The organism is Nonomuraea sp. NPDC050536 (genome assembly GCF_044457685.1).
In the GTDB taxonomy this organism is placed as follows: domain Bacteria; phylum Actinomycetota; class Actinomycetes; order Streptosporangiales; family Streptosporangiaceae; genus Nonomuraea.
Genome location: NZ_JBITHD010000004.1, coordinates 345,482 through 370,246, shown reverse-complemented (window position 1 = coordinate 370,246; position 24,765 = coordinate 345,482). Strand labels below are relative to the sequence as shown.

Here is a 24,765-nt window from a genome sequence, read left to right as displayed (position 1 = left end):
GGCTCCTCACTGCTGCTCGGAAGGGTGCGCGGAAGGGATGGTGATACGGACGCGCGGACTCCAGTGCGCCACGATCGGGTCGTCGGCCACCGGCGGCGGATCCAGGCGCGTCGCGGTGCGGGCGACCAGCCGGGTCCCGTCGCGCAGCTCCACCTCGACCCGCAGGCCGCTGCCCAGGTAGATGACCTCGCGGATCTTGCCGTCCACCGCCTCGTGCCCGGCGGGCAGCGCGGTCCCCGGCGGGCTCAGCTCGACGTCCTCCGGCCTGACCAGCACGTCGCCTGGCAGCAGGTTCGACTCGCCCAGGAACTCCGCCACGTAGCGCGAGGCCGGCCGCTCGTACAGGTCGGCGGGCGTGCCGATCTGGACCACGCGGCCGTCGCGCAGCAGCGCGATGCGGTCCGACATGGTCAGCGCCTCCTCCTGGTCGTGCGTGACGAACACGAACGTGATCCCCAGCTCCCTGTGCAGGCGCTTGATCTCCAGCTGCAGCTGCTCGCGCAGCCGCTTGTCCAGCGCGCCCAGCGGCTCGTCCATCAGCAGCACCCGCGGCTGGAACACGATCGCCCGCGCCAGCGCCACCCGCTGCTGCTGCCCGCCGGACAGCTGCCCCGGCCGCCGGTCGCGCAGCGCGCCCAGCTCCACCGTGTCCAGCGCCGCCGCCACCCGCTCGGACAGCTCCCCGCCGCGCACGCGCCGCCGCCGCAGCGGGAAGGCCACGTTCTCGAACACCGACATGTGCGGGAACAGCGCGTAGTGCTGGAACACCATGCCCAGGTCACGCTTGTACGGCGGGGCGGAGGTGATGTCCGCCCCGTCCACCTCGACCGAGCCGGAGGTCGGCTCGGTGAAGCCGGCCACCACGTTCAGCAGCGTCGACTTGCCGGAGCCGCTGCTGCCCAGCAGCGTCATGAACTCCCCGGCGCGCACGTGCAGCGTCACGTCGGCCAGCGCGACGGCCTCGCCGTACACCTTGGACACGCCGCGCACGTCAACGGTCCCCGTCATGCCTTCCTCCGCAGGATCAGCCGGGTGAGCCCGGCGGCGCAGAACAGCGCCAGCGTGATCATCAGCAGCATGCTCGACACCGCCGCCACGGTCGGGTCGATCTGCACCCGCACGCCCGACCACATCCGCACCGGCAGCGTCGTCAGGTCGGGACCCGACAGGAACACGCTGGTGACGACCTCGTCGAAGGACGTGACGAACGCGAACAGCGCCCCGCTGGCCAGGCTCGGCGCGATCAGCGGCAGCGTCACCCGCGCGAACGTCGTCACGGGCCCCGCGCCGAGGTTCATCGCCGCCTGCTCCAGCCGCCGGTCGAACGACATCAGCGCTGACGACACCGTGATGATCACGTACGGCACGGCCAGCGCGGTGTGGACCAGGATGAACCCGACCGGCGTCTGCGTGAGCCCGGCGCGCAGGAACACCGCGTAGACCGCCAGCCCGATGATCACGTAGGGGACCAGGACCGGTGCCATCACCAGCGCGGACACCAGCGACCGCAGCGGATACCGGCCGCGCACCATGCCGAGCGCGGCCGCCGTGCCCAGCACCAGCGACACCAGCGTCACCTGGAAGGCGATCTGCAGCGAGTCGACCGCGCTGTCGAGCCAGGTGGCGTCGGTGAAGAAGTTCTCGTACCAGCGCAGCGACCACGCCTTCGGCGGGAACTCCAGGAACGCGCTGTCGGAGAACGAGGTCGGGATCACGACGAACACCGGCAGCACCAGGTACACGGCCGTCAGCCCGGCCAGCGCCCACAGCAGCTTCCTCATCGCAGCAGCCTCCGCAGGTCCACCAGCCGGGAGGCCAGCAGCAGCAACGCGCCCGTGACCACCAGCAGGATCACCGCGAGCGCCGAGGCGAAGCCCCAGCGCAGCACCCCGGACAGCTGCTGCACGATCAGCTCGCCGATCATCACGTTCTTCGGCCCGCCGAGCAGCGCAGGCGTCACGTAGAAGCCCAGCGACGACACGAACACCAGCAGCGTCGCGGCGGCCACGCCGGGCGTGGTCAGCGGCGCGTAGATCCGCCAGAAGGCGAACGCCGGCCGCGCCCCGAGCCCTTCCGCGGCCTGCAGCAGCCGCCGGTCGATGGCGCGCATCGTGGCGTAGATCGGCAGCACCGCGAACGGCAGCATCACCTGCACCATGCCGATCAGCACGCCGGGCAGGCTCCGCAGCAGCGGCACCGGCGGGCCGGGGATCAGCTCGTTCAGCACGCCGGTGTCGCGCAGGACCAGTCTGGTGCCGTTCTGGACGAGCCTGCTGGTGCGGACGTTCGCCTGGGTGCAACCTGCGCGCCATGCCGCCTCCAATAGTTGACTGGCGAGCCAGTTATTAATGAAGGACTGTGGCCCACGATACGCGGCTCTGTCAACACTTACGGCTGCCGCAGCTCCAGCAGGAACGCCTGGCAGACGGCGCTCATCCGCTCCACCGTCATGTTCTTGGAACCCACCAGGACCTGGATCGCCAGCCCGTCGATCATGCCGATCAGCCGGTTGGCGTAGTCGACCGCGTCGCCCGCCCTGAGCAGGCCCTGGGTCTGGCCGTCGCGGATCACCGCGGCCACGATCCTGCGCCACTCGCCGTAGACGCGCTCGTTGAGCTCCTGCAGCTCCGGTTCGCGGAAGGCCTCGCTCCACAGCTCCATCCAGACCCGCCACGCGCGGACGGTCTCCTCGCCCTCGGGTAGGTAGGAGCGCACGAACGCCATCAGCCGGTCGCGGGGATCGTCCTCGGCCTCGAAGATGGGTCTGCGCCGCTCGATGGAGCGCTGGAAGTTGTACTCGAAGGCGGCGTGCACCACGTCGCGCTTGGCGGCGAAGTAGTAGTGCACGGTGCCATTGCTGGTGCCGGCCCTGCGCGCCACGTCGGAGACCCGCAGCGAACGCAGGCCGACCTCGGCGATCACCTCGCACGCGGCGCGTAGGATCTGCTCCTTGCGTTCCGCCTCAACACTCGGCCGCGGCATCCGTCCCCCTGTGCTCGATATCCGGCCCGTCAGTCAACTATCCCACTCCTTGAAGACCACCTCGACGGTCTCCGTCACCTCGTTACGGCGGGCAGCCCCGTCCGACTGCTTGCCGTTCTCGCACGGACGCGAGCCGGGGGCGGCGGGTGGCGTTACCTCGGCCTGCCGTACATCTGACATGAGGAGCAATGAGTATGGCGGCGCGCCCTCGAGTGCGTTGCGCGATCTTGAGGTGTCCGGTTAGGCTTGTCCGCATGCGAAACTTGACTCAGTGGTGGCGCCGCTCGTAGGCGGCGCGAGTTTCGCATTCTCAGACGACGGCCGCCCCGGGAGGCGGCCTTTCGTGTGTCTGCCCCGGGGCTCATCTTTCAACATGAGGGGCAGCAAGTGGAGACGAGCGGATATACCACCGCCGGGGGCATCGCCGTCGAGCGCGAGACGCGCGATGTGTCGGAGGCCGCGCTCGAGGAGATCGTGACCGCGCTCGGAGAGCGGCGCGGCGGGGCGTTCTCCTCCGGTATGGACTACCCCGGCCGTTACAGCCGATGGGCGTTCGGCTACGTCGACCCCTGCCTCGAGCTGGTCGCCAAGGGCCGCACCATCTCGGCGCGGGCGCTGAACGAGCGGGGCAAGGTCGTGCTGCCCGTGGTGGCCTCCTGCCTGCTGGCCGCCGGTAAGCCGGTGTCCGAGCCCACGGCCGGGTACGTCGAGGTGTACGTGCCCGAGTCGGCCGACCTGCTGCCGGAGGAGATGCGCAGCCGCAGGCCGACCGTGTTCACCGCGATCCGCGAGGTCATCGCCGCCTTCCGGGGTGACGACCAGCACCTGGGCCTGTACGGCGCCTTCGGCTACGACCTGGCCTTCCAGTTCGAGCCGATCAGGCAGGAGCTCGTCCGCCCCGGCGACCAGCGCGACCTGGTGCTGCACCTGCCCGACAGGCTCGTGGTGATCGACCGGCAGCGCGAGACCAGCGTCGAGCACCGCTACGAGTTCACCGTCGACGGCGTCAGCACCCGCGGGCTGGACCGGATCGGGGAGAACGTGCGGCCCGCCGTACGCACCGAGATCCCGAAAAATCCGGAAAAGGGGGCGTACGCGGAGGTCGTCGCGAAGGCCAAGGAGAAGTTCAAGCGGGGCGACCTGTTCGAGGTCGTGCCCGGGCAGGTGTTCCACTCCGCCTGCACCGACCCGGCCGCCTTCTACCGTTCGCTGCGCCACAGCAACCCGGCCCCGTACGAGTTCATCATCAGCCTCGGCGAGGGCGAGCACCTCGTCGGCGCCTCGCCCGAGATGTACGTCCGGGTGAGCGGCGATCGCGTGGAGACCTGCCCCATCTCCGGCACGATCGCCCGCGGCAGCAACCCCGTCGAGGACGCCGAGGCCATCCGCACGCTGCTGTCCAGCGTGAAGGAGGAGTCCGAGCTGACCATGTGCACCGACGTGGACCGCAACGACAAGTCGCGCATCTGCGTCCCCGGCACCGTCCAGGTCATCGGCCGCCGCCAGATCGAGCTGTACTCCCGCCTGATCCACACCGTCGACCACATCGAGGGGCGGCTGCGTCCCGAGTTCGACGCGCTGGACGCCTTCCTCACCCACATGTGGGCCGTCACCGTCACCGGCGCGCCCAAGACGTGGGCGATGCAGTTCATCGAGGACCACGAGGCCACCACGCGCAGGTGGTACGGCGGGGCCATCGGCTTCATCGGCTTCGACGGCTCCATGAACACCGGCCTGACCCTGCGCACCGCGCAGATCAAGGACGGCGTGGCCATCGTGCGGGCCGGCGCCACCCTGCTGTTCGACTCCGACCCCGAGGCCGAGGAGCGCGAGACGGAGCTGAAGGCCAGCGCCCTGCTCGGCGCGCTCGCCGCGGTCAACAAGACCGCTCCGGCGCCCGTCGCGCCCGTGCGCGAGCAGCCGGGCCTGGGGATGAAGGTGCTGCTCGTCGACCACGAGGACTCCTTCGTCAACACCCTGGCCGACTACTTCCGCCAGCAGGGCGCCGACGTGGTCACGCTGCGGCACGGCTTCCCCGCGGCGATGCTCGACGAGATCGCGCCCGACCTGGCCGTGCTGTCGCCCGGGCCTGGCTGGCCGTCCGACTTCGGGATGTCGGCCCTGATCGACCAGCTCTACGCCCGCGACCTGCCCGTCTTCGGCGTGTGCCTGGGGCTGCAGGCGATGGTCGAACACGCCGGCGGCAAGCTGGAGCTGCTCGACTACCCCGAGCACGGCAAGCGCGGCCAGGTGACCCGCCAGGGCGAGAGCGCTCTGCTGGAGGGGCTGCCCGGGGAGTTCATCGCGGCGCGCTACCACTCGCTGCACGCCAAGGTGCCCGGCGTGGTCGGCTTCACCGCCACCGCGATCACTCCCGACGGCAACGTCATGGCCATCGAGGACACCGGAAAGAGGCGCTTCGCCGTACAGTTCCACCCCGAGTCGATCCTGACGACGGAGGGCGGCGCGGGGGCGAAGGTCATCGCGAACGTGCTGCGCTTGACCAAGCGCTGACGCGAAACAGCGTGTGCCGGGCGGGGAGAGCGCCTAGAGTCGCGGGCATGCTCCCCGCAGACCTGCCCGATGCGCTGCGTGACGCCCTCGCGGCGCCGCTCGTGGACCACCACTGCCACGGCGTGCGGCGGGACGAGCTGTCCAGGGCGCAGTTCGAGCTGCAGATCACCGAGAGTGACAGCCCGGCCCCGCCCGGCACCACGCACTTCGACACCCCGCTCGGCGCGGCCATTCGCCGCTGGTGCGCGCCGGTGCTCGACCTGGAGCCGCACGCCGCGCCTGCCGTCTACCTGGCGCGGCGGGCCGAACTCGGCGCGGGCGAGGTCAACCGGCGGCTGCTGGAGGCCGCCGGCGTGGTGGCCTTCCTGGTCGACACCGGGCTGGAGCGGCCGGAGCTGCTGACGGCGGCCGAGATGGGCAGGCACGGCGGGGCCGCGGCCGACGAGATCGTCAGGATCGAGCAGGTCGAGCAGGACGTGGCCGAGGTGGCCGACGTCGCGGTCGACTACATGGACAGCCTGGCCGAGGAACTGGCCGCCCGCGCGGCACGCGCCGTCGGGCTGAAGACCGTCATCGGCTACCGGTGCGGGCTCGACTTCGACCCGTCCAGGCCCAGCCGCGGCTCGGTGATCGCCGCGGCCAACCGGCGGCTGTCGGACCCCAAGGAACGGCTCGACGACCCGATCCTGCTGCGCCACCTGCTGTGGACCGCGGTCGACGTGGCCCACCGCCGCGGGCTGCCGCTGCAGTTCCACACCGGGTTCGGCGACTCCGACCTGGACCTGGACCGCGCCGACCCGGCCAGGATGACGGGCTTCATCAGGGCGCTGCAGCCGCTGGGCGTGCCGGTGATCCTGCTGCACTGCTACCCCTTCCACCGCCAGGCCGCCTACCTGGCCGGGATCTACCCGCACGTGTACGTGGACGTCGGGCTGGCCATGACGCACACCGCGGCCGGCTCACCCCGGGTGATGGACGAGCTGCTCGAACTCGCCCCCTTCCACAAGCAGATGTTCAGTTCCGACTGCTACGGCGTGGCCGAGACCTGCCACCTGGGCGCGCTGTACTACCGCAGGGCCCTGGCCATGGCGCTCAAGTCGCGCATCGACGCGGGGGAGTGGAGCGCCGCCGACGCCGCCCGCGTCGTCCACATGATCGGCTCCGCCAATGCCCGCAGGGTCTATCGCCTCTGACCGTGACCTGGGTGTTCGCCGCCGTGGCCTCGGCGACCACGCTGCGGCGCGACGTCACGTAGGCCGGTGCAGCCCCTCGGGGCCGTGCATGCAGGCACCGAGCTTGGTGCCGACGATCTGCATGGCGTCGGCCAGGGCCGCCGTCTGCTCGGGGGTCAGGTGGTCGAAGAGCACCTCGCGCAGCGCCCTGGTGTGCTCGGGGGCGATCGCGGCGATCACGGCCCGGCCCTGGTCGGTGATCTCGGCCACGCTGGCTCTGCCGTCGCTCTCGTCCGGCCTGATCCGCACGTAGTCGCGGTCGACCAGCTTGCTCATGCGGTGGCTGAGGCGGCTGATCGACACGTTGCTGATCACCGCGAGGTCGCTCAGCCGCATGGGCCGTGCCGCGAGCATGTTGAGCAGGCCGTACTCGATGTGGACCAGCCCGTGCGCGCGGAAGGTGCGCTCCACCTGCGGCATGCCGACGAGCATGACCGCCAGCAGCCCCTGCCAGGCGCGTTGCTCGTCCTCGTGGAGCCCCTCCAGCAAGCGTCCCCCAGCGTCAGAACCGTCCGACCGCGACGATGACCGCCATCGCCAGCAGTACTAGGGTAATCGCGAAATTCTCCTTGCGTCGAAGATGAACGCCGGCCGCCACGACCATCGTGACAGCCAGCCCTGACGCGGCCAGCGGCGTCAGCACCGGGGCGATGCCGGTCGCCCACGGCAGCACCAGACCGAGCGCGCCCAGCCCCTCGATCGCGCCGATCGCCCGGATCTGGCCCTGCGAGAAGTCCTCGACGTACGGCATGCGCGGCTGGAGTGCGGTCTTGGGCACGGTGAGCTTGCCGGTGCCGGCGACGAGGAAGGCCAGGCCGAGGAGGATCTGCAGCACCCACAGGACCACGTTCATTGCTTGACCCTTCAAGTTATGGGGCCTCCGACTGTAGCCTCCTAAACTTGAAGCAACAAGCTTCAGTCGCAGCGGGTGTCGGCTCGAGCCGGGGGCCGGGTCTTGGCGGTGGCGCACTCGGTGCGGCTGCCGGAATGACGGCCTGGCGGACGTGGTTGCTGGGTGTCGTTATCGGTGGAGGGCTGCGCGGAGGCGGTGGCGGGCGCCCAGGAGGTGGTCCGCCAGGGCGGCCACGGCGGCGTCCTCGTCGCCGGAGCGGGCCAGGGTCAGCAGGTCGGCGTGGGCCGCGACGGCCGGGAGGAGGTCGCGGTCGCGGGCGTTGGTGACATCCAGGATCACCGCGAACGTGGGCCGGTACTGCTCCCACACCGCGCCCAGCCGCCGGTGCCCGGACAGCCGGTAGAAGCCGGAGTGGAAGTCCAGGTCCGCCCGGGAGAACGCGTCGACGTCACCCCGCTCGGCGGCCCCGCGCATACCTTGCAGCGCCTCGGCGGCCTCCGCCCAGTCGCCCTCGGACGCTCCGCGCATCGCCAGCCGTACGGCCAGCGACTCCATCGACTCGCGCAGCGAGTAGAGCTCGTCCACGTCGGCGTCGGTCAGGCCTGTCACGTAGACTCCGCGGCGGCGCGACTCCAGCAGGCCCTCGGTCTCCAGCACGCGCAGCGCGTCGCGGATCGGGCCGCGGCTGACGCCGAACTGCTCCGCCAGCGACTCCTCGACCAGATGCGTGCCACTCGCCAACTCGCCACCGATGATCAGCAGCCGGAGCGAGTGCGCCACCCTCTCACCAAGCGAAACGCGGGCGATCGGGATCACGGGCGGCCCCTTCGAATACGGAAGTTCGTCAACAGTCAACGATACGATCCCCCACTCACCCCACCATCCACCCCCCACCCCTACCTCACCCCCAACCCCCACGCCCGCCCAAAAACGGAAGCACACGCCCCTAACCCGAGGGAGTGCGGTCCTGTGGGTGGCTTGTGAGGAGAAGTCCGTGGCCAGAGGAGGGGGCGGCTCGCGTTGGGGGGCGGGAGCTGGTTTGCTTGGGCCGTCACATCGCCGACCCGAGCGGGGGCTCGCCATGCGCACAGTCGAACCCGAGGTCTTCCTCGTCGCCCGTCCTGAGCTGGACTACGACGAACTGGCCCGATACCTGGGCGAGGTCGGCGGTGAGAGCTGGCTTGAGCGCCTCGACAGGGGCGATCTCGACGCGCAGGACCTGGCCGAGTTCGCCGGACGCCTGTGCTACCGCTCCTTCGAGCCCGGCCTCAACCCCAACGTGGTCAAGATCCGCACCGACCAGAACGACTATCTGCGCAACATCCTGGCCAGCGCGCACGGCTCGGTGCTCGAGCACGTGTCCTTCAGCTTCGTGCTGCACAACGTGAGCCGGGTGCTCACCCATGAGCTGGTACGGCACCGCCCGGGCGTGGCCATCTCGCAGGAGTCGCTGCGGTTCGTCCGGCTCACGGAGCTGCCCTTCTGGTTCCCTGAGTGGGCACAGGGGGATCCGGAGCTGATGAAGCGGGCCACGGCGATGCTGGAGCAGCTGGAGCAGTTCCAGATGTGGATGGCCGACCACTTCGGGCTGGATGAGGACGGCGTGCCGTTCGCGGAGAAGAAGCACCGCACGTCCTTCATGCGGCGCTTCGCTCCTGAGGGGCTGGCGACGGGGCTGGTGTGGACGGCCAACGTGCGCACGCTGCGCCACACGATCGAGGCCCGTACGGCCGCCGGAGCGGAGGAGGAGATCCGCCTCCTCTTCCAGCGCATCGGCGAACTCATGCGCAAGGAGGCCCCCGCTCTCTTCGGCGACTACGTCGTCGAGGACGGCACCTGGATCCCCGGCTGGCGCAAGGTCTAACCACCCCACCCTTCCAGCCGCCGCGCCGAACGCCCCGGCTTCTTGCCGGGGCGTTCGCTCGGTGGGGCAGTTAGGCGAGGGCGGGGAGGACGTAGACTTCGGCGCCCGGGGGGAGGGCGCAGTCGAGGCTGCCGAGGCCGCGGGCGTTCTCGCCGCAGACGATCATGTTGATGTGGCGTCTGATGCGGCCGTAGTCGTCGCGTAGGCGTTCTTCGAGGCGGGGATGCGTGCGGCGCAGCTTGTCCAGCGCCGAGCCGAGGGTGGGCGGCGTCTCGTGGTCGGCCCCGACCGCGAAGACCTTGACCTCCGTCTCGCCGCTCACCCAGTGGCGCAGCGAGCTGGGCAGTACGAACACGACCATCGTCACGGGCTTGGCCATGGAACTACAGCACCGCCGCGCGCACGGTCAGGACGTCCGGCAGGTGGCCCGCCACCCGCGTCCAGGTCTCGCCGTCGTCGCGCGAGCAGTAGACCTCGCCGTCGCGCGTGCCGAAGAAGATCCCGGCGGGTGAGGCCGTCATGGCGTCCCGCAGCACGCTGGCGTGCACCGGTTCCCTGGGCAGGCCCTCGGAGAACGGCTCCCAGGTCGAGCCGGCGTCCTGGCTGCGGAAGACCCGGTAGTGGTGGTCGACGGGCGTACGGTCGACGTCGGCCTGCAGCGGCAGCACGTACACCGTGTCCGGAATCGTGGGGTGGGCCACGATGGGGAAGCCGAAGTCCGACGGCAGCGACGAGCCGATGTCGCGCCAGGACCCGCCGAAGTCGTCGCTGCGGTAGACGCCGAAGTGGTGCTGCAGGTACAGCCGGTCGGGCTGGGCCGGGTCGATGCCGACCTTGTGCACGCACTGGCCGAACTCGGGGTACTGCTGCCCCTCGGGCATGAACGGCGCCCTGATGTTGTGGTTGGCGGCCTCCCAGCTCGCGCCGCCGTCGGTGCTGCGGTAGAAGCCGGCGGCGGAGACCGCCACGGCCATGACCCGGGAGTCGCTGGGGTGGTTGATGATCGTGTGCAGGCACAGCCCGCCGCCGCCGGGCTGCCACTGCGGCCGGTGCGGGTGGTCCCACAGCCCCTGCACCAGCTGGTAGGTGACGCCCCTGTCCTCGGAGCGGAACAGCGCGCCCGGTTCGACGCCGGCCCAGACCACGCCGGGCTCGGAGGGGGAGGGCAGCAGCTGCCAGACCTTGGCCAGCGTCGCGCCCGTGCCCTCGGGGAAGGCGATGGGCGGCTTGGAGGCCTCCTGCCAGGTCTCGCCGAGGTCGTCGGAGTACATCACCGACGGCCCGAAGTGTCCGTATTCGATCCCGGCCAGCAGCCGGGGCGTCGTCTCGCGGGTGTCGATGGCCACGGAGGGCACCGCGACCGTGGAGAACTGGATCGGCTCGACCTCGAACGGGCCGCCGTCCGTCGAACGGGCCAGGAACAGGCCCTTGCGGGTGCCGATCGCGAGCAGCGCTTCGCTCATTTCACGCTCCCATCGCTCCCATGTTCGCCTCTTGGCCATCGTGTCACGCCATTGCGGACACCGCCGGGGTCTGCGCGAATTGCGCCGAAGGTCGTTCTGGTTGCGCTTTACCTGGGGGGTAATCGCCATCCTTCCCTGTCGATCGATACCTTTTCGGACATGGGAGCGCTAGCCGTACAGGATGAGACATTTGGCGATTTGCTGCGGTCGTGGCGTCAGCGGCGGCGGGTGAGCCAGCTGGACCTGGCGATCGAGGCGGACGTGTCGGCCCGCCACATCAGCTTTCTGGAGACCGGGCGCGCCCGGCCGAGCCGCGAGATGGTGATGAAGCTGTCCGAGGAACTGGACGTGCCGCTGCGGCACCGCAACAGGCTGCTGGTGGCGGCCGGGTTCGCCCCGGTCTTCCACGAGCGCGAGGTGCGCGCGCCGGAGATGGAGGTGGTACGGCAGGCCCTGGACAAGATCCTGGCGGGTCACGAGCCGTACCCCGCGCTGGTCGTGGACGCGGCGTGGAACCTGGTGGCGGCCAACTCCGCGGTCGCCCTGTTCATGGACGGCGTGCCGGCCGAACTGCTCGAGGAGCCGGTCAACGTGATGCGCCTGTCGCTCCACCCGCAGGCGATGGGCGGCAGGCTGCTCAACCTGCCGGTGGTGCGCGCCTACCTGCTGGCGCAGCTGCGCCGCCAGGCCGAGGCGTCGGGCGACGGGGTCCTGGCCGAGCTCCACGACGAGCTGGCCGGCTACACCTACCCGGGCGTCGAGCTCAACGTGGCGCACGTGCCCGGCCCGGGTGACATCCTGCTGCCGCTGCGGATCAGGCACGGCGATGAGGTGCTGTCCATGTTCACCACGATCGCCACCTTCGGCACCCCGCTCGACGTCACGGTCTCCGAGCTGGCCATCGAGACGTTCTGGCCGGCCGACGAGGAGACCGCGCTGGCCTTCAAGAAGGGTTAGCGCTCGGCCAGGACGATGTCGCGGTGGATGCGGGGCAGCGGAACGCCGCCCTGCTGCAGGCGGCGCACAGTCTCGTTGACCATGGAGGGCGGGCCGCAGACGAAGACGTCGTGCTCGGCCCAGGAGTGGAAACGCTCGACGACCTCGGGCAGGTGGCCGCGCATCCCGTCGTAGGCGGGGTCGCCGGAGACCACGGGCAGGACCCGTAGCCACGGGAACGACGACTCCATCCTGATCAGGTCGGGCAGGTCGTACAGCTCGGCCGCGCTGCGGGCGCCGAACAGCAGGTGGATGTTGGGCCGCCGCCCGGAGGTGATGATCTGCTCGATGATCGCCTTCAGCGGCGCCAGCCCGGTGCCGCCCGCCACGCACAGCACGTCCCGCGCGCTGCGCTCGGGCGCCGTCATCGTGCCCACCGGCGGGCCGAGCATGACCGTGTCGCCGATGCGGGTGTCCCTGATCAGCGTGGTCGACACCCACCCCCCTGGCACCGAGCGCACGTGCAGCCGGATCGTGTTGTCCGGCCGCGGCGCGTTGGCGATCGAGAAGGTCCGCCACACCCGCGGCCACCGCGCGGTCTGCACGTTGACGTACTGTCCCGGCGTGTACGGCAGGCGTTGCGTGGGCCGCAGCGTGATGACCGCGATGTCCCTGGCCCTGCGCTCGTGGTCGACGACCTCCGCCAGCCACCAGGCAGGGGAGACGCCCGCGTCCGCCTCGGCGCTCTGGACCATCAGGTCGGCCGCCGCGGTGTAGGCGGCCACCCACGCGGCCTCGATCTCGTCGGTCCAGATGTCGCGCGCGAAGCGCCGGATCGTGGACAGCAGCGCGGTGCCGACCGCCGTGTAGTGCTCGGTGATCACACCGTACTTACGGTGGTCGCGGCCCAGCTGGCCGAGGAACGCGGCCATGCTGTCCGGGCTGTCCAGGCTCCAGACGATGCGGGTCAGCGCGCTGAAGAGCCGGTCGCGCTGCACATCCATGGAGGGCGGGAACATTCCCCGCAAGTGCGGATTCTCGGCGAAGAGACGGCCGTAGAAGTACGCGGCCGCCTTGTCCGCCACCGGCTCGACGACGGAGAAACTCTCCTTAACCAGGCGCGGGTTCAGCGACATATACCAGTCCCCACCTATTGACCGGAATTAAATTCCGGTCGTGTCGTTCCACCTCCCTGACGGTTCCGGGTGTAGAACGTTCGGCGGGCCCCGGCTCATCCGATCGTTCCGAAATTGAGTGTTACACCGCCCCCCGGACGTCACAACCGTTTCACCCCAATACGGTGCGAACCACAACTATCCGTGACGGTACCGTTATTTTCCGCAATCAACGTTCCATGGTTTCAGAGGCGAAAGTGAAAGTAAATCGCATTCGCCAGGAAAAGCCCGCTTGTCACACTCGTGCGCCGCGATCCGTCACACAGGTGACGACTGAAACGGAGCACAGAGTGAAACTCACCGTCTTCGCGGCCACCGGCAGGGTGGGCCGCCACGTTCTCGAGCAGGCGCTGAGCGCGGGCCACGACGTCACGGCCGTGGTGCGCGACCCGGGCAAGCTGCCCGCCACGCAGGCCCGGGTCGTGACCGCCGACCTGGCGAAGGCCACCCCCGCCGCGTTGCTGCCCGCCGTACAGGGAGCCGACGCGGTGCTGTCGGCGCTCGGCCCGCCGCGCAACTCCGAGGCGGGCAGCACCTGGGTGGGCACCAGGGCCATCGTGCAGGCCATGCGCACGGCCGGGGTACGCAGGCTGATCGCGCTCAGCGCGGCCCCCGTGGCCACCATGCCGGGACCCGGCCGTCCCGCTGTGGCGCACGACCCCGGTGACGGCGTGTTCCTGGGCCGGGTGGTGTATCCGCTGCTGAAGCTCTTCCTCCGCAGGACCTACGCCGACCTGGCCCAGATGGAGGACGTGCTGCGCGACAGCGGCCTCGACTGGACCTCGGTGCGTCCCGTCCAGCTCACCGACAAGCCCATGACCGGGTCCTACAGGACCGAGATCGGGCGGAACGTGCCGCGCGGGCGGTACATCTCGCGGGCCGACGTGGCGCACTACATGCTGTCGACCCTGGAGCTGCCCGGCACGGTCCGCCAGGCGATCGGGGTCGCGGACTGAGCCTGGTCAGGTCCTGAACCCGCCAGCGACGGCGGGGCGGCGACTGCTGGAGTGGGGCGCATGCTCACCACCACACGCTGGCCCGCCGTCGTCTCCGTCACGCTGGGGATCTTCTCGATCGTCACCACCGAGATCCTCCCGATCGGGCTGCTGACCCCGATCGGGGCGAGCTTCGGCATCTCCGACGGCACCGCGGGGCTGATGATGACGATGCCGGGCGTGCTCGCCGCGGTCGCCGCGCCGGCCGTCGCCTCCGTGGCAGGCCGTACCGACCGGCGGGTGGTGCTGTGCGCGCTCATGGCCGTGCTGGCGCTGGCCGACCTCCTAGCGGCGGTGGCGCCCGGCTACTGGCTCGTCATCGTCTCGCGGGTGCTGGTCGGGCTCGTGATCGGCGGGTTCTGGGCGCTCGGCTCGGGCCTGGGCGGGCGGCTCGCGACCCCCTCCCAGGCGGGTACGGCTACCGCGGTGATCTTCTCGGCGGTGCCGCTCGGATCCGTGCTCGGGGTGCCCGCGGGGACGCTCCTCGGGCAGCTGGCCGGGTGGCGCGCGGTGTTCGCCGTCATGGGCCTGCTGACCGTGGGCGTCGTCGTGGCGCTGGCCGTCTGGCTGCCCCCGCTGCCCGCCCTTTCCGCTCCTCGCGCGGGCGGGCTGCTCGGGCGTCCCGGGACGGTCAGGGCGCTGGTCGCGACGTTCCTGATCGTGCTCGCGCACTTCGGGGCCTACACCTACGTCCGGCCGCTGCTGCAGACCGTCACGCATGCGGGCCCAGGGCTCGTCACGGGTTTGCTGCTGGTGTACGGCGTGGCCGGCGTGGCAGGGAACTTCGCGGCGGGCTCGCTCGTGGGGCGCCGGCCGCGGGGCGTGTTCGCGGCGGCCGCCGGCCTGGTCGCCGTGGCCACCCTGTCGCTGCCCCTGCTCGGCGGGTCGCCCCTCGGGGCGGGGGTGCTGCTGGTGGTGTGGGGCCTCGGGTACGGGGCGGTGCCCGTGTGCTCGCAGACCTTCTTCGCCCTGGCGGCGCCGGACGCGCCCGAGGCGGCCACCGTACTGTTCACCTCGTCCTTCCAAGCCACCCTCTCGGCCGGGGCGCTCCTGGGCGGCGTCGCGGTGGATGCCACCTCGCCGTCCACGGTGATGCTTTTCGGCGGCGCCGTTGCCCTCCTCGCGGCCGCCTCCGCCACGCGCCACCCTCGCGCTGTCTCGTGATCTTCTTGCTCGCCGTACAAGGGCGCCGTACCCCTTCTCGCCGACGCGGTGCCTGGGAAGGGAGCTGCGCGGGCGGAGTGCGGCGCTTTGGTGGGGGTGTGTGGGTGGAGTGTGGCGCTTTGGGGAGGAAGCGGAGGCGGGGGCGTGAGGGAGGGGCGAGGGGGGAGATGTGGGCGTAAAGAGGGATAAAGGCGGCAAAGCCTACCTTTGTTACATATCTGACAGATCGCGTCGAGTCGATTGACTGATCGGGTCGAGTCGGAATAATCGGATCTTGGTTGGCGTGCGCAACCGCGGCGCCGCCACCGAGCGTCCTCGCGAGATCGCGCGCCGCTACCGCCCGACCGCCGTCTCGTCGCCGTTCCGCAAAAGGTGATCATGGCTTCTCCCCCTCGTGCGCCGTGGCTCTGGCCCGCCACGCTGGCCCTGCCGCTGCTGGCCGCCGCCTGCTCGGTGGGCGCCGTCCTGGCGGGCGGCAGGCCCGCCCTCGTCTGGACGTCCCTCGGCGCGGGAGTGTTCGCGCTGCTCGCGGCGGTGGCGGTGGCGATGCTGCGGCAGTCGCAGCGGGAGCTCCAGCGGACGCTGGCCCAGCGCGAGAGCGCCATGCAGCGGCGCGAGAAGGAGTTCCAGCAGCACCTCCAGCAGCGCAATTCCCAGTGGACCAACCACCTGGCGGCCCGCTCGGCGGCGTTGGAGGAGGCGATCGGGCAACTGGTCCAGGTGCGGATCCCGGCGGTGATGGGCCGGCAGCCGGTGCCCGCGCCGTTCCAGAGCAAAGCGCTGGACGAGAAGGCGGCCGCGGCGCTGGAGGACGTGCTGGACACGGTGGCCCAGACCGCCGAGCGCGAGCGGGAGCACCAGGAGTCGCTGCGGCTGGCCGTCCTGGCGCTGGCGCGGCGAGTGCAGACCTCGGCGCACCGCATCCAGGAGACGGTGTCGCTGATGGCCGACCGCCATCCGCACAATCCGGACGTGCTGGAGTCCAGCATGCAGGTCGACCACGCGGCCGCCCAGCAGGGACGCCACGCCCAGAGCCTGGCCGTGCTGTGCGGCGAGTGGCCGGGGCAGCAGTGGCCCCGCCCGCTCGCCCTGGTCGACGTCGTCCGCGCCGCCGCCTCCCGCATCGTCGCCTACAAGCGCATCGAGGTCTCCGGCGACCCCGACACCGCGGCCGCCGCGCAGGTGGTCGAGCCGCTCATCCACCTGGTGGCCGAGCTGCTCGCGAACGCCACCCAGTGCTCGCCGCCCTCGACCAAGGTGCTGGTCGCCGTCCGCAACGTCCAGCGCGGCGCGGTCATCGAGATCGACGACGGCGGCGTCGGCATGGACGAGCACCATCTGGAGCAGGCCCGCGAGATCGTCTCAGGCCGCCGCCCCGTCGACGTGGGCGAGGTCGGCGAGATCCCGCAGACGGGCCTGGCCGTCATCGGCCACTACGTACGCCGCCACGGCTTCCTCGCCGACCTGCTGCCCTCGCCCTACGGCGGAGTGCGCGCGGTCGTGCTGGTGCCCTCCGAGATCGTCGAGACGCTCGAGCCGATCACCTCGCCGCTGTCCCGCGCGCCCGAGCGTGCCCGCCTCTCGCCCCCGCCCGCCGTACGGCAGGCCGAAGCGGACCCCCTCGCAGCCCGGCCCGCCGTCGTGGACCCGCTCCGAGCCCAGCCCGCAGCCGTGGACCCGCTCGCGGTCGGGCCGGCCGAGGTGGACCCGCTCGGGGGCAGGTCGGCCGAGACGGACCCGGGGGTGGTACGGCCGGCGGAGGCGGACCCGCCGCGGTCCCACGAGACCGGCCCGCTCGCCGTACAACCGCGCGAGATCGAAGTACACGAGACCGGCCCGATCGACGTGATCCCGCACGAAGGGGACCTGCTGGACGGGGGAGAGCTGCCGCGCAGGCGCTCACGCAGGGGGGAGCGGGCCGAGGAGCCCGAGCCTGCGCCGCCCGCCGGGCAGCCCAGCCCCGAGCAGGCGGGCGCGTGGATGGCGGCCTTCTTCGACCAGGACGAGGAGCCTCCCGGTCAGCCGGAGGGCGAGCGATGAAGGGGGAACGCGTGCAGCAGCAGGATCAGGACTGGATGATCGACGAGGTCGTCTGGGTGCCCGGGGTGAGGCATGTGGTCGTGCTCAGCTCGGACGGGCTGCTCAAGGCCCGCTCCGCAGGCACCGACAGGGACGTCGCCGACCGGCTGTCGGCCGCCTGCTCGGGGCTGCAGTCGCTGGCCCAGAGCGTGGGCCGCGAGTTCGGCAGCGGCGGCAGGGCCGTCAGGGAACTCATGGTCGGATTCGAGGGCGGGTTCCTGTTCGCCCGCGCGGCAGGGACGGGCTCGCACCTCGTGGTCATCACCGACCCGGTGGTCGATCCGCGGCTCATCGCCCAGCAGATGCAGGCCCAGGTCATCAAGCTCGGCGAGAGGAACTTCAGCACCCCGGCCAGATCATGACCGACTACCGGGACAGCGCCGTCCGGCCCTACGTGCTCACCCAGGGCAGGGCCCGCCCGACCCGCAACACGATCGGGCTCGACACGCTGCTGGTCGCCGCGGATCCGGCCAAGCCGCTGCCCATCTCGGCCAGCCGCCAGGAGCGGGCGCTGCTGCGCATGTGCTCGCGGCTGCTGTCGCTGGCCGAGGCGGCCGCCCACCTGGAGCTGCCGCTGAGCGTCGTCGGCATCCTGGCCTCCGACCTGGTCGACTCCGGCCACCTGACCGCCCGCTCGCGCATCCCCGAGGCCGGAAGGCCGAACCTGGAAACCCTGCAGGAGGTGCTGAATGGTCTCCGCAAGCTCCGCTGACCGCTACCTGCCCGAGACGGTGGAGCAGGCCGTGAAGATCCTCGTCGTCGGCGACTTCGGCGTCGGCAAGACCACGATGATCGGCTCGGTCAGCGAGATCGAGCCGCTGCGGACCGAGGAGACGATGACCGAGGCCAGCGTCGGCGTCGACGATCTGGAAGGCCTCGAAGGCAAGAAGACCACGACGGTCGCCATGGACTTCGGCCGCATCACGCTCGGCCGCAGTATCGCGCTCTACCTGTTCGGCACGCCGGGCCAGCGCCGCTTCTGGGACCTGTGGGCGGGCCTGTCACGCGGAGCCGTGGGCGCGCTCGTCCTGGTCGACACCCGCCGCCTCGAGGGCAGCTTCGAGGTGCTCGACCAGCTCGAGCTGCGCGGCGACCTGCCGTTCGCGATCGCCGTCAACCACTTCCCCGACTCGCGCAGGCACACCCCGCAGGCGCTGCGCGAGGCGCTGGACCTGCCGCCGGGCACGCCCATCGTGGACTGCGACGCCAGGAGCCGCGCGTCGTCGGTGGAAGCCCTGATCACCCTGGTCGAGCACGCGCAGAAGGTGACCGCATGATCCCGCTGTCCGCCACCACCACCTGCCAGGACCCCCACACCGTCGTCCGCCGGCTGCGCAGGGAGTGGGGCGAGGTGGCCTGGGTCGAGCTGGAGCCGGGCGTGGGCGCCTGGCTCGTCATGGGCTACCACGAGGTGCTGACCATCGCCAGGCAGGAGAAGCTCTACTCCCGCGACGCCCGCAACTGGCGGCTGTTCCAGGAGGGCGTCGTCCCGCCCGACTCCGGGCTCGGACCGATGATGTTCTGGCGCCCCAACGTGATCGGCGCCGACGGGGCAGAGCACCGGCGGCTGCGCCGCCCCCTGGACGACGGGGTCGGCGCCATCGACCAGCGCCGCATGCGCAAGTCCGTGGAGTCCATGTGCGGGCAGCTGGTCGCGGCCTTCGCCGGGCGCGGCAGCGCCGACCTGGTCGCCGAGTACGCCGCGATCATCCCGATGCTGGCCATCGCCGACCTGTTCGGGCTGGACGTCGAGCAGGGCCACGAGCTGCTGGCCGCGCTGCGCGCCCTGTTCGGCAGCGCCGAGGACTCCCAGGAGGGCAACCGCAAGTTCGAGGAGATCCTCGGCGGCGTCATGCACGCCAGGAAGAGCGTGCCCGCCGACGACCTGACCACCCGCTTCCTGGCCCACCCCGACCTCAACGGCGACGCCGAGGTGCTCCAGTCGATGGTCGTGATGATCTCCGCCGCGCAGGAGACGACGACCACCTGGATCTCCCAGACGCTGCGCCTCATGCTCACCGACCCGCGCTTCGCCGGGCGGCTGCGCGGCGGGCGGCTCGGCGTGGACGACGCCCTGGACGAGGTGCTGTGGCGCGACCCGCCGATGACGAACATGCCCGCCCGCTACGCGCTGCGCGACACCGAGCTCGGCGGCCAGCGCATCCGCCGCGGCGACGCCCTCATCCTCGGCCTGTCGGCGGCCAACGCCGACCCCCGCGTGCACACCGGCGACGAGACGATCGAGCTGGGCAACCGCGCCCACCTGGCCTGGGGCGCCGGGCCGCACGTCTGCCCGGCGCCCGTGCCCGCCCGCCTCATCACCCGTACCGCGGTGGAGACGGCCCTGCACCTGCTGCCCGACGTCCGCCTCGCGGTGGCCGCCGAGGAGCTGACCCCGCATCCCTCACCGTGGACCCGCTGCCCCGCATCGCTGCCGGTCCACTTCAGCGCCACCCCAGGAGGCCGCTCATGATCCCGGTCGTCACCCTGGACCCCACCGGGTCCGACCATCACGGCGAGGCCGCAGAACTGCGCGAGCTCGGCCCGGTCGTGCGCGTCGTGCTCCCCGGCGACGTGCACGCCTGGGCCGTCACCCACCACGGCCTGCTGGCCGAACTGGTGGCCGACCGGCGTGTCAGCAAGGACTGGCGCAACTGGAACGCCATCAAGCGCGGCGACATCCCCGACGACTGGCCGCTGATCGGCATGGTCAAGGTAACCAACATGGTCACCGCCGACGGCCGCGAGCACCACAGACTGCGCAAGTTCGTCACCCAGACGCTCACCCCGCGCCGCGTCCAGGCACTGCGCCCGCGCATCGAGGAGATCGTCGCCGGCCTGCTGGACGAGCTGCCGGGCCACGCCGGCGCCGACGGCGGCGTGGACCTGCGGCGGCACTTCGCCTACCCGGTGCCGATGCGGGTCATCTGCGAGCTGGTCGGCGTGCCCGAGGACGAGCGGGACGAGCTGCGCCACCTGGTCGACAGCATCTTCCGCTCCACCACCAGCGCCGAGGAGGTGCTCGCCACCCAGCGCGACATCTACCTGCTGCTCGGCCGCCTGGTCGCGCTGCGCCACGCCGACCCGGGCGACGACCTGACCAGCGCCCTCATCGCCGCCCAGGAGGACGACCCCGAGCGGCTCACGGACGAGGAGCTGGCGGGCACGCTCTGGCTGATGCTGGCCGCCGGCCACGAGACCACGCTCAGCCTGATCGTCAACGCCGTCCGCGCGCTGCTCACCCATCCCGACCAGCTCGCCTTGGCGGTCGCGGAGCAGTCCTGGGACGCGGTGGTGGAGGAGACGCTGCGCTGGGACGCGCCGATCGGCAACTTCTTGGCCCGCTACCCGCTGGAGGACGTCACGATCGCCGGGGTGACGATCCCGGCGGGCGAGGCCATCCTGGCGCCCTACAGCGCGGCCGGGCGCGACGGCGCCCAGCACGGGGAGATGGCCGACCGCTTCGACATTACCCGGTCGCAGAAGCGGCACCTGGCCTTCGGCGGCGGGCCCCACCTGTGCCTGGGCGCGCCGCTGGCCCGGCAGGAGGCCACGATCGCCCTGTCAGCACTCTTCGCGAAATATCCGGATCTGTCGTTGGCGGTGCCCGTGTCCGGCCTTGCCCCGGTCCCGTCCCTGTTCTCCAACAGCGCCTCCTCGTTGCCCGTCCTGCTGTCCTGAGGGTTTTGTACGGCTGGCGCCACCGGTGAGCCATGTGCCTGCCCTACGGCGGGCGCTCACCGGGATCCCGTGTGGCGCGCCGTACGGCACAAGAACCGTTTCGGTGGGTAATGCAAGTGAAAGAACAGGATCTCCGGGAGAGGTGACATAAGCGAAATGGTGTGCGCCATGATGGGCTAGTGGCAGTCGCCACGCATGCCCCCTGGAGATCGCATGTCCCGACCCTTGATCGGTATCACCGCCTACTTCGAAGCCGCCCGCTGGGGCTCCTGGGTCAGGGAGGCGGTGCTGTCACCTCCGTCCTACGCCAAGTCGATCGAGCGGGCGGGCGGCGCGCCGGTCGTGCTGCCCCCGCTCAACCTGCACGCGATCGACGACTACGTGCGCGGGCTGCGGGGCGTCGTGCTGGCCGGCGGGGTGCCGATGGGCGCCGACACCTACGGCGCCGAGCAGGACGAGCGGGTCGAGGAGGCGCAGGCCCACCGCGACCGCTTCGAGCTGGCGCTGGCCAGGGCGGCCGTGCAGGCCGACGTGCCGATCCTGGGCATCGCCAGGGGCATGCACGTGCTGAACGTCGCCCAGGGCGGCACGCTGATCCCGTGGCTGCCCGAGGTGCTCGACAACGACAAGCACGGCGAGCCGCACACGCCGCACGTGATCCAGGTGAGCGTCTCCAGCAAGCTGGGCAAGGCCGTCGGCGACAAGATCGAGGTGGTGTCCCCGCACACCCAGTCGGTGCGCAGGCTCGGCAACGGCCTGCTGGCCGTGGCGTGGGCGGAGGACCAGATCGTGGAGGGCATCGAGCTGCAGGGCCACCGCTTCGGCGTGGGCGTCCAGTGGCACCCCGAACGTTCTCAGGAGGGCGGCCCGGCCGGCGGCACCGGGAGCAAGCTGTTCGATGCGCTCGTGGAGGCGGCCCGCTAGGCTGCGATCATGCCGCTGCACCCCCAGGCGCGGGAGTACGTCGCGCAGTACCCCACGGACCTAGGCGTCGACCTGGCCACGCTCGACCTGGAGAAGATCAACGAGCTGCGCGGGCAGGACGCGTTCGCGCTCAAACGCGGCCCGCACACCCAACTGCCCTTCGTCAGGGACGAGACGGCCGAGGGCGTGCCCATCCGCATCTACCGGGCCGACCGCGGCGACGGCGCGCTACCGGTGATCGTCTACTTCCACGGCGGCGGCTGGGTCTTCGGCAGCGTCAAGCGCAACGACGCCCAGGCCCGCGACCTGGCCATCCGCGCCGGCGCCGTGGTGGTCTCCGTCGACTACCGGCTGGCCCCCGAGCACCCCTTTCCCGCCGCGGCCGACGACGCCTGGACCGTGGTCAGAGACCTGTTCGCCCGGCCCGCCTTCTACCAGAGCAACGGCGGCGTGGCCGTCGTCGGCGACAGCGCCGGCGGCAACCTGGCCGCAGTGGCCGCCTGGCAGGCCCGCGACGCCGGCCTGACCCTGGCACACCAGGTGCTGATCTACCCGGTCACGGACGTGGCCATGACCACCCCGTCCTACCGCGAGTTCGCCGACGGCTACGGCCTGGCCGCCGCGGAGATGGCCTGGTTCATCGAGCAGTACGCCGGCGAGACCGACCCGCACGATCCGCGCCTGGCGCCGCTGCGGCTGGCCGACTGCGCGGGCCTGGCACCCGCCACGATCGTGACCGCCGAGTACGACGTGCTGCGCGACGAGGCCGAGCAGTACGGCACGCGGCTCGCCCAGGCAGGGGTCCCGGTCGAGATGCGCAGGTTCGACGGCGCCGTGCACGGCTTCTTCGGCCTGCCCGGCCTGTTCGACCAGGCCATGGAGGCCCGTGACTACGTGGCGGACCGGCTACGGGAGGCGCTGTGAGCTACCAGAAACTCAAGACCGACACCCCCGCCGAGGGCGTGCTGCGGATCACCATCAGCGAGCCGCGCAGGCTCAACGCCGTCGACATGACGGGCCACCGCGAGCTGGCCGAGATCTGGCGCGACGTCGACCGCGACGAGTCGGTCAGGGCGGTCGTGGTCAGGGGAGAGGGCGAGGCGTTCTCCGCCGGAGGCGACCTGTCGATGATCGAGGAGATGATCGACGACCACGCCACCCGCCTGCGGGTGTTCGCCGAGGCCCGCGACATCGTCTACAACGTGCTCAACTGCTCCAAGCCCGTCGTGTCGGCCATCCAGGGTCCGGCCGTCGGCGCCGGGCTGGCGGTGGCGCTGCTGGCCGACATCTCGGTCGCCGGTCGCACCGCCCGCATCATCGACGGCCACACCCGGCTCGGCGTGGCCGCCGGCGACCACGCGGCGATCATCTGGCCGCTGCTGTGCGGGCTGGCCAAGGCCAAGTACCACCTGCTGCTGTGCGAGCCGGTGACCGGTGCGGAGGCGGAGCGGATGGGCCTGGTCAGCCTCTGCGTCGACGACGCCGAGGTGCACGACAAGGCGCTGGAGATCGCCGTCCGGCTGGCAGCCGGGTCGCAGGAGGCGATCCGGCTCACCAAGTACTCGCTCAACAACTGGCTGCGCCTGGCCGGGCCCGCCTTCGACGCCTCACTGGCCATGGAGTTCCTCGGCTTCACCGGGCCCGACGTGCGGGAGGGCGTGCGGGCGGTCCGGGAGAAGCGCCCGCCCACCTTCCGCTAGAACGAGCGCGGCAGCCCGAGCACCTGTGTGGCCACGTAGTTGAGCAGTAGTTCCTCCGTCACCGGCGCGACCTTGCCGATGCGGGCGTCGGTCAGCAGCCTGGCCACCGGATACTCCAGCGAGTAGGCCATCCCGCCGAGCGTCTGGAACGCCGCGTCCGCCGCCTCCCAGGCCGCCTGCGAGGCCGTCAGCTTGGCGATGTTGGCCTCCGTCGCGCACGGCTCGTTCCGGTCGAAGGCCCACGCCGCCTTGTACAGCATCAGCCTTGCCAGCTCGATCTTGGCCTTGACCTGCGCCAGCGGGAACGCGATGGCCTGGTTCGCGCCGATCGGGCGGCCGAACACCTCCCGCTCCTTGGCGTAGGAGACCGCCACCCGCAGCCCCACCTCCGCCCCGCCCAGCGCCGAGGCGGCCAGCAGGATGCGCTCGGGGTTCAGGATGTCCCACAGCACCGCCGCGCCCTGGTCCACCTCGCCGACCACGCTGGAAGCCGACACCCACAGGTCGTCGATGAACACCATGTTCGACGGCGTGGTGTTGGCGCCCAGCTTGGGGATCGGCCGGTAGGACAGCGTCCCCGCGGCCACCGCCTCGGGCACGTTCACCAGGAAGACGGTCAGGCCGTTCGTGCGCGGCCTGGCCTCCGCGGCCGGGATCGTCCGTGTCACCAGCAGCATCCAGCTCGCCCGCTGCACCCCGGTGATCCAGATCTTCTGGCCGTTGATGACGAAGTCGCCGCCGTCGCGGCGGGCGCTGGTGGTGATCGCCAGGGAGTTCGACCCGGCGTCCGGCTCGGTCAGCGCGAAGCAGGTCTCGATCTCACCCGTGGCCAGCCCCGGCAGCAGCCGTTCGCGCTGCTCCGCCGTACCGTGCCTGGCCAGGGTGAGCGCGCCGAAGCCGGGCGTGAGCACGTAGGTGAAGGCCGAGCCCCCTGCCGCGCCGGAGGCGGCCAGCGTCTCGGTGGCCACGGCCAGCTCGAGCAGCCCCTGCCCGCCGCCGCCGTACTCCTCGGGCACCGCCAAGCCGAGCCAGCCGCCCTTGGCCAGCTCCGCCCACACCTCCTCGGGCCAGCGCCTGTCGGCCTCGCACCGCTGCCAGTAGTCCAGGTCGTAGCGCGAGCAGATGTTCGCGACGCCGCGCTGCACGGCAAGCGCGCTCTCAGGAAGCGTGAAATCCATCACGCCATAGAACCAAGTTCTGTTC

Annotated in this window: 27 protein-coding genes; 15 read left to right on the top strand and 12 right to left on the bottom strand. The window is 71.2% G+C overall.

From position 1 onward, the window contains the following. Window positions 1–6: 6 nt before the first annotated feature. The 5 genes from ACIBHX_RS14935 to ACIBHX_RS14915 all read right to left on the bottom strand — a co-directional run bounded on the left by ACIBHX_RS14935 (window position 7) and on the right by ACIBHX_RS14915 (window position 3,162). Window positions 7–1,008, bottom strand: coding sequence for an ABC transporter ATP-binding protein (locus ACIBHX_RS14935; protein WP_397067612.1), 1,002 nt, complete (start codon window positions 1,006–1,008; stop codon window positions 7–9). Next, window positions 1,005–1,781, bottom strand: coding sequence for an ABC transporter permease (locus tag ACIBHX_RS14930; RefSeq protein WP_397067611.1), 777 nt, complete (start codon window positions 1,779–1,781; stop codon window positions 1,005–1,007). Before ACIBHX_RS14930 ends, ACIBHX_RS14935 begins: the two co-directional genes overlap by 4 nt. Then, window positions 1,778–2,323, bottom strand: a complete 546-nt coding sequence (locus tag ACIBHX_RS14925; RefSeq protein WP_397067610.1) for an ABC transporter permease — start codon at window positions 2,321–2,323, stop codon at window positions 1,778–1,780. The genes ACIBHX_RS14930 and ACIBHX_RS14925 overlap by 4 nt, the downstream gene beginning before the upstream one ends. 65 nt (window positions 2,324–2,388) lie before the next feature. Next, the gene (locus ACIBHX_RS14920) at window positions 2,389–2,982 is read right to left on the bottom strand and encodes a TetR/AcrR family transcriptional regulator (protein WP_397067609.1); all 594 of its coding nucleotides are present in this window, start codon (window positions 2,980–2,982) and stop codon (window positions 2,389–2,391) included. 33 nt (window positions 2,983–3,015) lie between these two features. Further along, window positions 3,016–3,162 carry a hypothetical protein gene (locus tag ACIBHX_RS14915; RefSeq protein ID WP_397067608.1) on the bottom strand — a complete coding sequence of 49 codons (147 nt, stop codon included), beginning with the start codon at window positions 3,160–3,162 and terminating at the stop codon, window positions 3,016–3,018. A 207-nt stretch (window positions 3,163–3,369) separates the two neighbouring features. Between ACIBHX_RS14915 and ACIBHX_RS14910 the strand changes: the two genes are divergently transcribed. Together ACIBHX_RS14910 and ACIBHX_RS14905 are read left to right on the top strand one after the other, a co-directional pair. After that, complete coding sequence (locus ACIBHX_RS14910; RefSeq protein ID WP_397067607.1) at window positions 3,370–5,496, top strand: anthranilate synthase component I; 2,127 nt, start codon at window positions 3,370–3,372, stop codon at window positions 5,494–5,496. A gap of 47 nt (window positions 5,497–5,543) precedes the next feature. Then, window positions 5,544–6,689, top strand: a complete 1,146-nt coding sequence (locus tag ACIBHX_RS14905) for an amidohydrolase family protein (protein ID WP_397067606.1) — start codon at window positions 5,544–5,546, stop codon at window positions 6,687–6,689. Between the two features lie 54 nt (window positions 6,690–6,743). Here the strand turns inward: ACIBHX_RS14905 and ACIBHX_RS14900 are convergent, their stop codons facing one another. The 3 genes from ACIBHX_RS14900 to ACIBHX_RS14890 form a co-directional block, all read right to left on the bottom strand. Further along, a complete protein-coding gene (locus tag ACIBHX_RS14900) occupies window positions 6,744–7,217 on the bottom strand; it encodes a MarR family winged helix-turn-helix transcriptional regulator (protein WP_397067605.1) in 474 nt (157 codons plus the stop codon). A gap of 13 nt (window positions 7,218–7,230) precedes the next feature. Then, window positions 7,231–7,581 (bottom strand): DoxX family protein, encoded by a 351-nt coding sequence (locus ACIBHX_RS14895; RefSeq protein ID WP_397067604.1) that lies wholly within the window; start codon window positions 7,579–7,581, stop codon window positions 7,231–7,233. Between the two features lie 168 nt (window positions 7,582–7,749). Next, window positions 7,750–8,361, bottom strand: coding sequence for a GntR family transcriptional regulator (locus tag ACIBHX_RS14890; RefSeq protein ID WP_397067603.1), 612 nt, complete (start codon window positions 8,359–8,361; stop codon window positions 7,750–7,752). A gap of 301 nt (window positions 8,362–8,662) precedes the next feature. Here ACIBHX_RS14890 and thyX point away from each other — a divergent pair, with 301 nt between their 5' ends. Beyond that, window positions 8,663–9,445: an FAD-dependent thymidylate synthase gene (thyX, locus tag ACIBHX_RS14885; RefSeq protein ID WP_397067602.1), complete on the top strand. Its 783-nt coding sequence runs from the start codon at window positions 8,663–8,665 to the stop codon at window positions 9,443–9,445. Between the two features lie 70 nt (window positions 9,446–9,515). Here thyX and ACIBHX_RS14880 read toward each other — a convergent pair whose 3' ends face one another. Together ACIBHX_RS14880 and ACIBHX_RS14875 are read right to left on the bottom strand one after the other, a co-directional pair. Further along, window positions 9,516–9,824 carry a hypothetical protein gene (locus ACIBHX_RS14880; RefSeq protein WP_397067601.1) on the bottom strand — a complete coding sequence of 103 codons (309 nt, stop codon included), beginning with the start codon at window positions 9,822–9,824 and terminating at the stop codon, window positions 9,516–9,518. Between the two features lie 4 nt (window positions 9,825–9,828). After that, window positions 9,829–10,908 carry a WD40/YVTN/BNR-like repeat-containing protein gene (locus ACIBHX_RS14875; protein ID WP_397067600.1) on the bottom strand — a complete coding sequence of 360 codons (1,080 nt, stop codon included), beginning with the start codon at window positions 10,906–10,908 and terminating at the stop codon, window positions 9,829–9,831. Window positions 10,909–11,067: 159 nt separating this feature from the next. Here ACIBHX_RS14875 and ACIBHX_RS14870 point away from each other — a divergent pair, with 159 nt between their 5' ends. Beyond that, window positions 11,068–11,865 (top strand): helix-turn-helix domain-containing protein, encoded by a 798-nt coding sequence (locus ACIBHX_RS14870; RefSeq protein ID WP_397067599.1) that lies wholly within the window; start codon window positions 11,068–11,070, stop codon window positions 11,863–11,865. Here ACIBHX_RS14870 and ACIBHX_RS14865 read toward each other — a convergent pair. After that, complete coding sequence (locus ACIBHX_RS14865; RefSeq protein WP_397067598.1) at window positions 11,862–12,980, bottom strand: globin domain-containing protein; 1,119 nt, start codon at window positions 12,978–12,980, stop codon at window positions 11,862–11,864. The genes ACIBHX_RS14870 and ACIBHX_RS14865 overlap by 4 nt on opposite strands. A gap of 329 nt (window positions 12,981–13,309) precedes the next feature. Here ACIBHX_RS14865 and ACIBHX_RS14860 point away from each other — a divergent pair, with 329 nt between their 5' ends. The 11 genes from ACIBHX_RS14860 to ACIBHX_RS14810 all read left to right on the top strand — a co-directional run bounded on the left by ACIBHX_RS14860 (window position 13,310) and on the right by ACIBHX_RS14810 (window position 23,562). Next, complete coding sequence (locus tag ACIBHX_RS14860; protein WP_397067597.1) at window positions 13,310–13,975, top strand: NAD(P)-dependent oxidoreductase; 666 nt, start codon at window positions 13,310–13,312, stop codon at window positions 13,973–13,975. 60 nt (window positions 13,976–14,035) lie between these two features. Further along, window positions 14,036–15,178 carry an MFS transporter gene (locus tag ACIBHX_RS14855; protein ID WP_397067596.1) on the top strand — a complete coding sequence of 381 codons (1,143 nt, stop codon included), beginning with the start codon at window positions 14,036–14,038 and terminating at the stop codon, window positions 15,176–15,178. Between the two features lie 378 nt (window positions 15,179–15,556). Further along, on the top strand, window positions 15,557–17,218 hold the full coding sequence (locus tag ACIBHX_RS14850) for an ATP-binding protein (protein WP_397067595.1): 1,662 nt from the start codon (window positions 15,557–15,559) through the stop codon (window positions 17,216–17,218). Window positions 17,219–17,229: 11 nt separating this feature from the next. Beyond that, window positions 17,230–17,619, top strand: a complete 390-nt coding sequence (locus tag ACIBHX_RS14845) for a roadblock/LC7 domain-containing protein (RefSeq protein WP_397067594.1) — start codon at window positions 17,230–17,232, stop codon at window positions 17,617–17,619. Further along, a complete protein-coding gene (locus ACIBHX_RS14840; RefSeq protein ID WP_397067593.1) occupies window positions 17,616–17,969 on the top strand; it encodes a DUF742 domain-containing protein in 354 nt (117 codons plus the stop codon). Before ACIBHX_RS14845 ends, ACIBHX_RS14840 begins: the two co-directional genes overlap by 4 nt. Continuing rightward, window positions 17,947–18,534 carry a GTP-binding protein gene (locus ACIBHX_RS14835; RefSeq protein ID WP_397067592.1) on the top strand — a complete coding sequence of 196 codons (588 nt, stop codon included), beginning with the start codon at window positions 17,947–17,949 and terminating at the stop codon, window positions 18,532–18,534. The genes ACIBHX_RS14840 and ACIBHX_RS14835 overlap by 23 nt, the downstream gene beginning before the upstream one ends. After that, window positions 18,531–19,730 carry a cytochrome P450 gene (locus ACIBHX_RS14830; RefSeq protein WP_397067591.1) on the top strand — a complete coding sequence of 400 codons (1,200 nt, stop codon included), beginning with the start codon at window positions 18,531–18,533 and terminating at the stop codon, window positions 19,728–19,730. The genes ACIBHX_RS14835 and ACIBHX_RS14830 overlap by 4 nt, the downstream gene beginning before the upstream one ends. Continuing rightward, entirely contained in the window at window positions 19,727–20,938 is a 1,212-nt protein-coding gene (locus tag ACIBHX_RS14825; RefSeq protein ID WP_397067590.1) for a cytochrome P450, read from the top strand. The genes ACIBHX_RS14830 and ACIBHX_RS14825 overlap by 4 nt, the downstream gene beginning before the upstream one ends. A 213-nt stretch (window positions 20,939–21,151) precedes the next feature. Beyond that, window positions 21,152–21,862: a gamma-glutamyl-gamma-aminobutyrate hydrolase family protein gene (locus tag ACIBHX_RS14820; protein ID WP_397067589.1), complete on the top strand. Its 711-nt coding sequence runs from the start codon at window positions 21,152–21,154 to the stop codon at window positions 21,860–21,862. Window positions 21,863–21,871: 9 nt separating this feature from the next. After that, window positions 21,872–22,786, top strand: a complete 915-nt coding sequence (locus tag ACIBHX_RS14815) for an alpha/beta hydrolase (protein WP_397067588.1) — start codon at window positions 21,872–21,874, stop codon at window positions 22,784–22,786. Next, a complete protein-coding gene (locus ACIBHX_RS14810) occupies window positions 22,783–23,562 on the top strand; it encodes an enoyl-CoA hydratase/isomerase family protein (RefSeq protein WP_397067587.1) in 780 nt (259 codons plus the stop codon). The genes ACIBHX_RS14815 and ACIBHX_RS14810 overlap by 4 nt, the downstream gene beginning before the upstream one ends. Here the strand turns inward: ACIBHX_RS14810 and ACIBHX_RS14805 are convergent. Beyond that, the gene (locus tag ACIBHX_RS14805) at window positions 23,559–24,740 is read right to left on the bottom strand and encodes an acyl-CoA dehydrogenase family protein (protein ID WP_397067586.1); all 1,182 of its coding nucleotides are present in this window, start codon (window positions 24,738–24,740) and stop codon (window positions 23,559–23,561) included. The two genes, ACIBHX_RS14810 and ACIBHX_RS14805, sit on opposite strands and share 4 nt — an antisense overlap. Window positions 24,741–24,765: the final 25 nt, after the last annotated feature.

What these genes read in the sequence shown, in the direction of transcription:
- ACIBHX_RS14935 (WP_397067612.1), bottom strand. Translation starts at nt 1,008, where the DNA reads ATGACGGGGACCGTTGACGTGCGCGGCGTGTCCAAGGTGTACGGCGAG.
- ACIBHX_RS14930 (WP_397067611.1), bottom strand. Translation starts at nt 1,781, where the DNA reads ATGAGGAAGCTGCTGTGGGCGCTGGCCGGGCTGACGGCCGTGTACCTG.
- ACIBHX_RS14920 (WP_397067609.1), bottom strand. Translation starts at nt 2,982, where the DNA reads ATGCCGCGGCCGAGTGTTGAGGCGGAACGCAAGGAGCAGATCCTACGC.
- ACIBHX_RS14915 (WP_397067608.1), bottom strand. Translation starts at nt 3,162, where the DNA reads ATGTCAGATGTACGGCAGGCCGAGGTAACGCCACCCGCCGCCCCCGGC.
- ACIBHX_RS14905 (WP_397067606.1), top strand. Translation starts at nt 5,544, where the DNA reads ATGCTCCCCGCAGACCTGCCCGATGCGCTGCGTGACGCCCTCGCGGCG.
- ACIBHX_RS14895 (WP_397067604.1), bottom strand. Translation starts at nt 7,581, where the DNA reads ATGAACGTGGTCCTGTGGGTGCTGCAGATCCTCCTCGGCCTGGCCTTC.
- thyX (WP_397067602.1), top strand. Translation starts at nt 8,663, where the DNA reads ATGCGCACAGTCGAACCCGAGGTCTTCCTCGTCGCCCGTCCTGAGCTG.
- ACIBHX_RS14880 (WP_397067601.1), bottom strand. Translation starts at nt 9,824, where the DNA reads ATGGCCAAGCCCGTGACGATGGTCGTGTTCGTACTGCCCAGCTCGCTG.
- ACIBHX_RS14875 (WP_397067600.1), bottom strand. Translation starts at nt 10,908, where the DNA reads ATGAGCGAAGCGCTGCTCGCGATCGGCACCCGCAAGGGCCTGTTCCTG.
- ACIBHX_RS14870 (WP_397067599.1), top strand. Translation starts at nt 11,068, where the DNA reads ATGGGAGCGCTAGCCGTACAGGATGAGACATTTGGCGATTTGCTGCGG.
- ACIBHX_RS14865 (WP_397067598.1), bottom strand. Translation starts at nt 12,980, where the DNA reads ATGTCGCTGAACCCGCGCCTGGTTAAGGAGAGTTTCTCCGTCGTCGAG.
- ACIBHX_RS14855 (WP_397067596.1), top strand. Translation starts at nt 14,036, where the DNA reads ATGCTCACCACCACACGCTGGCCCGCCGTCGTCTCCGTCACGCTGGGG.
- ACIBHX_RS14850 (WP_397067595.1), top strand. Translation starts at nt 15,557, where the DNA reads ATGGCTTCTCCCCCTCGTGCGCCGTGGCTCTGGCCCGCCACGCTGGCC.
- ACIBHX_RS14840 (WP_397067593.1), top strand. Translation starts at nt 17,616, where the DNA reads ATGACCGACTACCGGGACAGCGCCGTCCGGCCCTACGTGCTCACCCAG.
- ACIBHX_RS14835 (WP_397067592.1), top strand. Translation starts at nt 17,947, where the DNA reads ATGGTCTCCGCAAGCTCCGCTGACCGCTACCTGCCCGAGACGGTGGAG.
- ACIBHX_RS14830 (WP_397067591.1), top strand. Translation starts at nt 18,531, where the DNA reads ATGATCCCGCTGTCCGCCACCACCACCTGCCAGGACCCCCACACCGTC.
- ACIBHX_RS14825 (WP_397067590.1), top strand. Translation starts at nt 19,727, where the DNA reads ATGATCCCGGTCGTCACCCTGGACCCCACCGGGTCCGACCATCACGGC.
- ACIBHX_RS14820 (WP_397067589.1), top strand. Translation starts at nt 21,152, where the DNA reads ATGTCCCGACCCTTGATCGGTATCACCGCCTACTTCGAAGCCGCCCGC.
- ACIBHX_RS14815 (WP_397067588.1), top strand. Translation starts at nt 21,872, where the DNA reads ATGCCGCTGCACCCCCAGGCGCGGGAGTACGTCGCGCAGTACCCCACG.
- ACIBHX_RS14805 (WP_397067586.1), bottom strand. Translation starts at nt 24,740, where the DNA reads ATGGATTTCACGCTTCCTGAGAGCGCGCTTGCCGTGCAGCGCGGCGTC.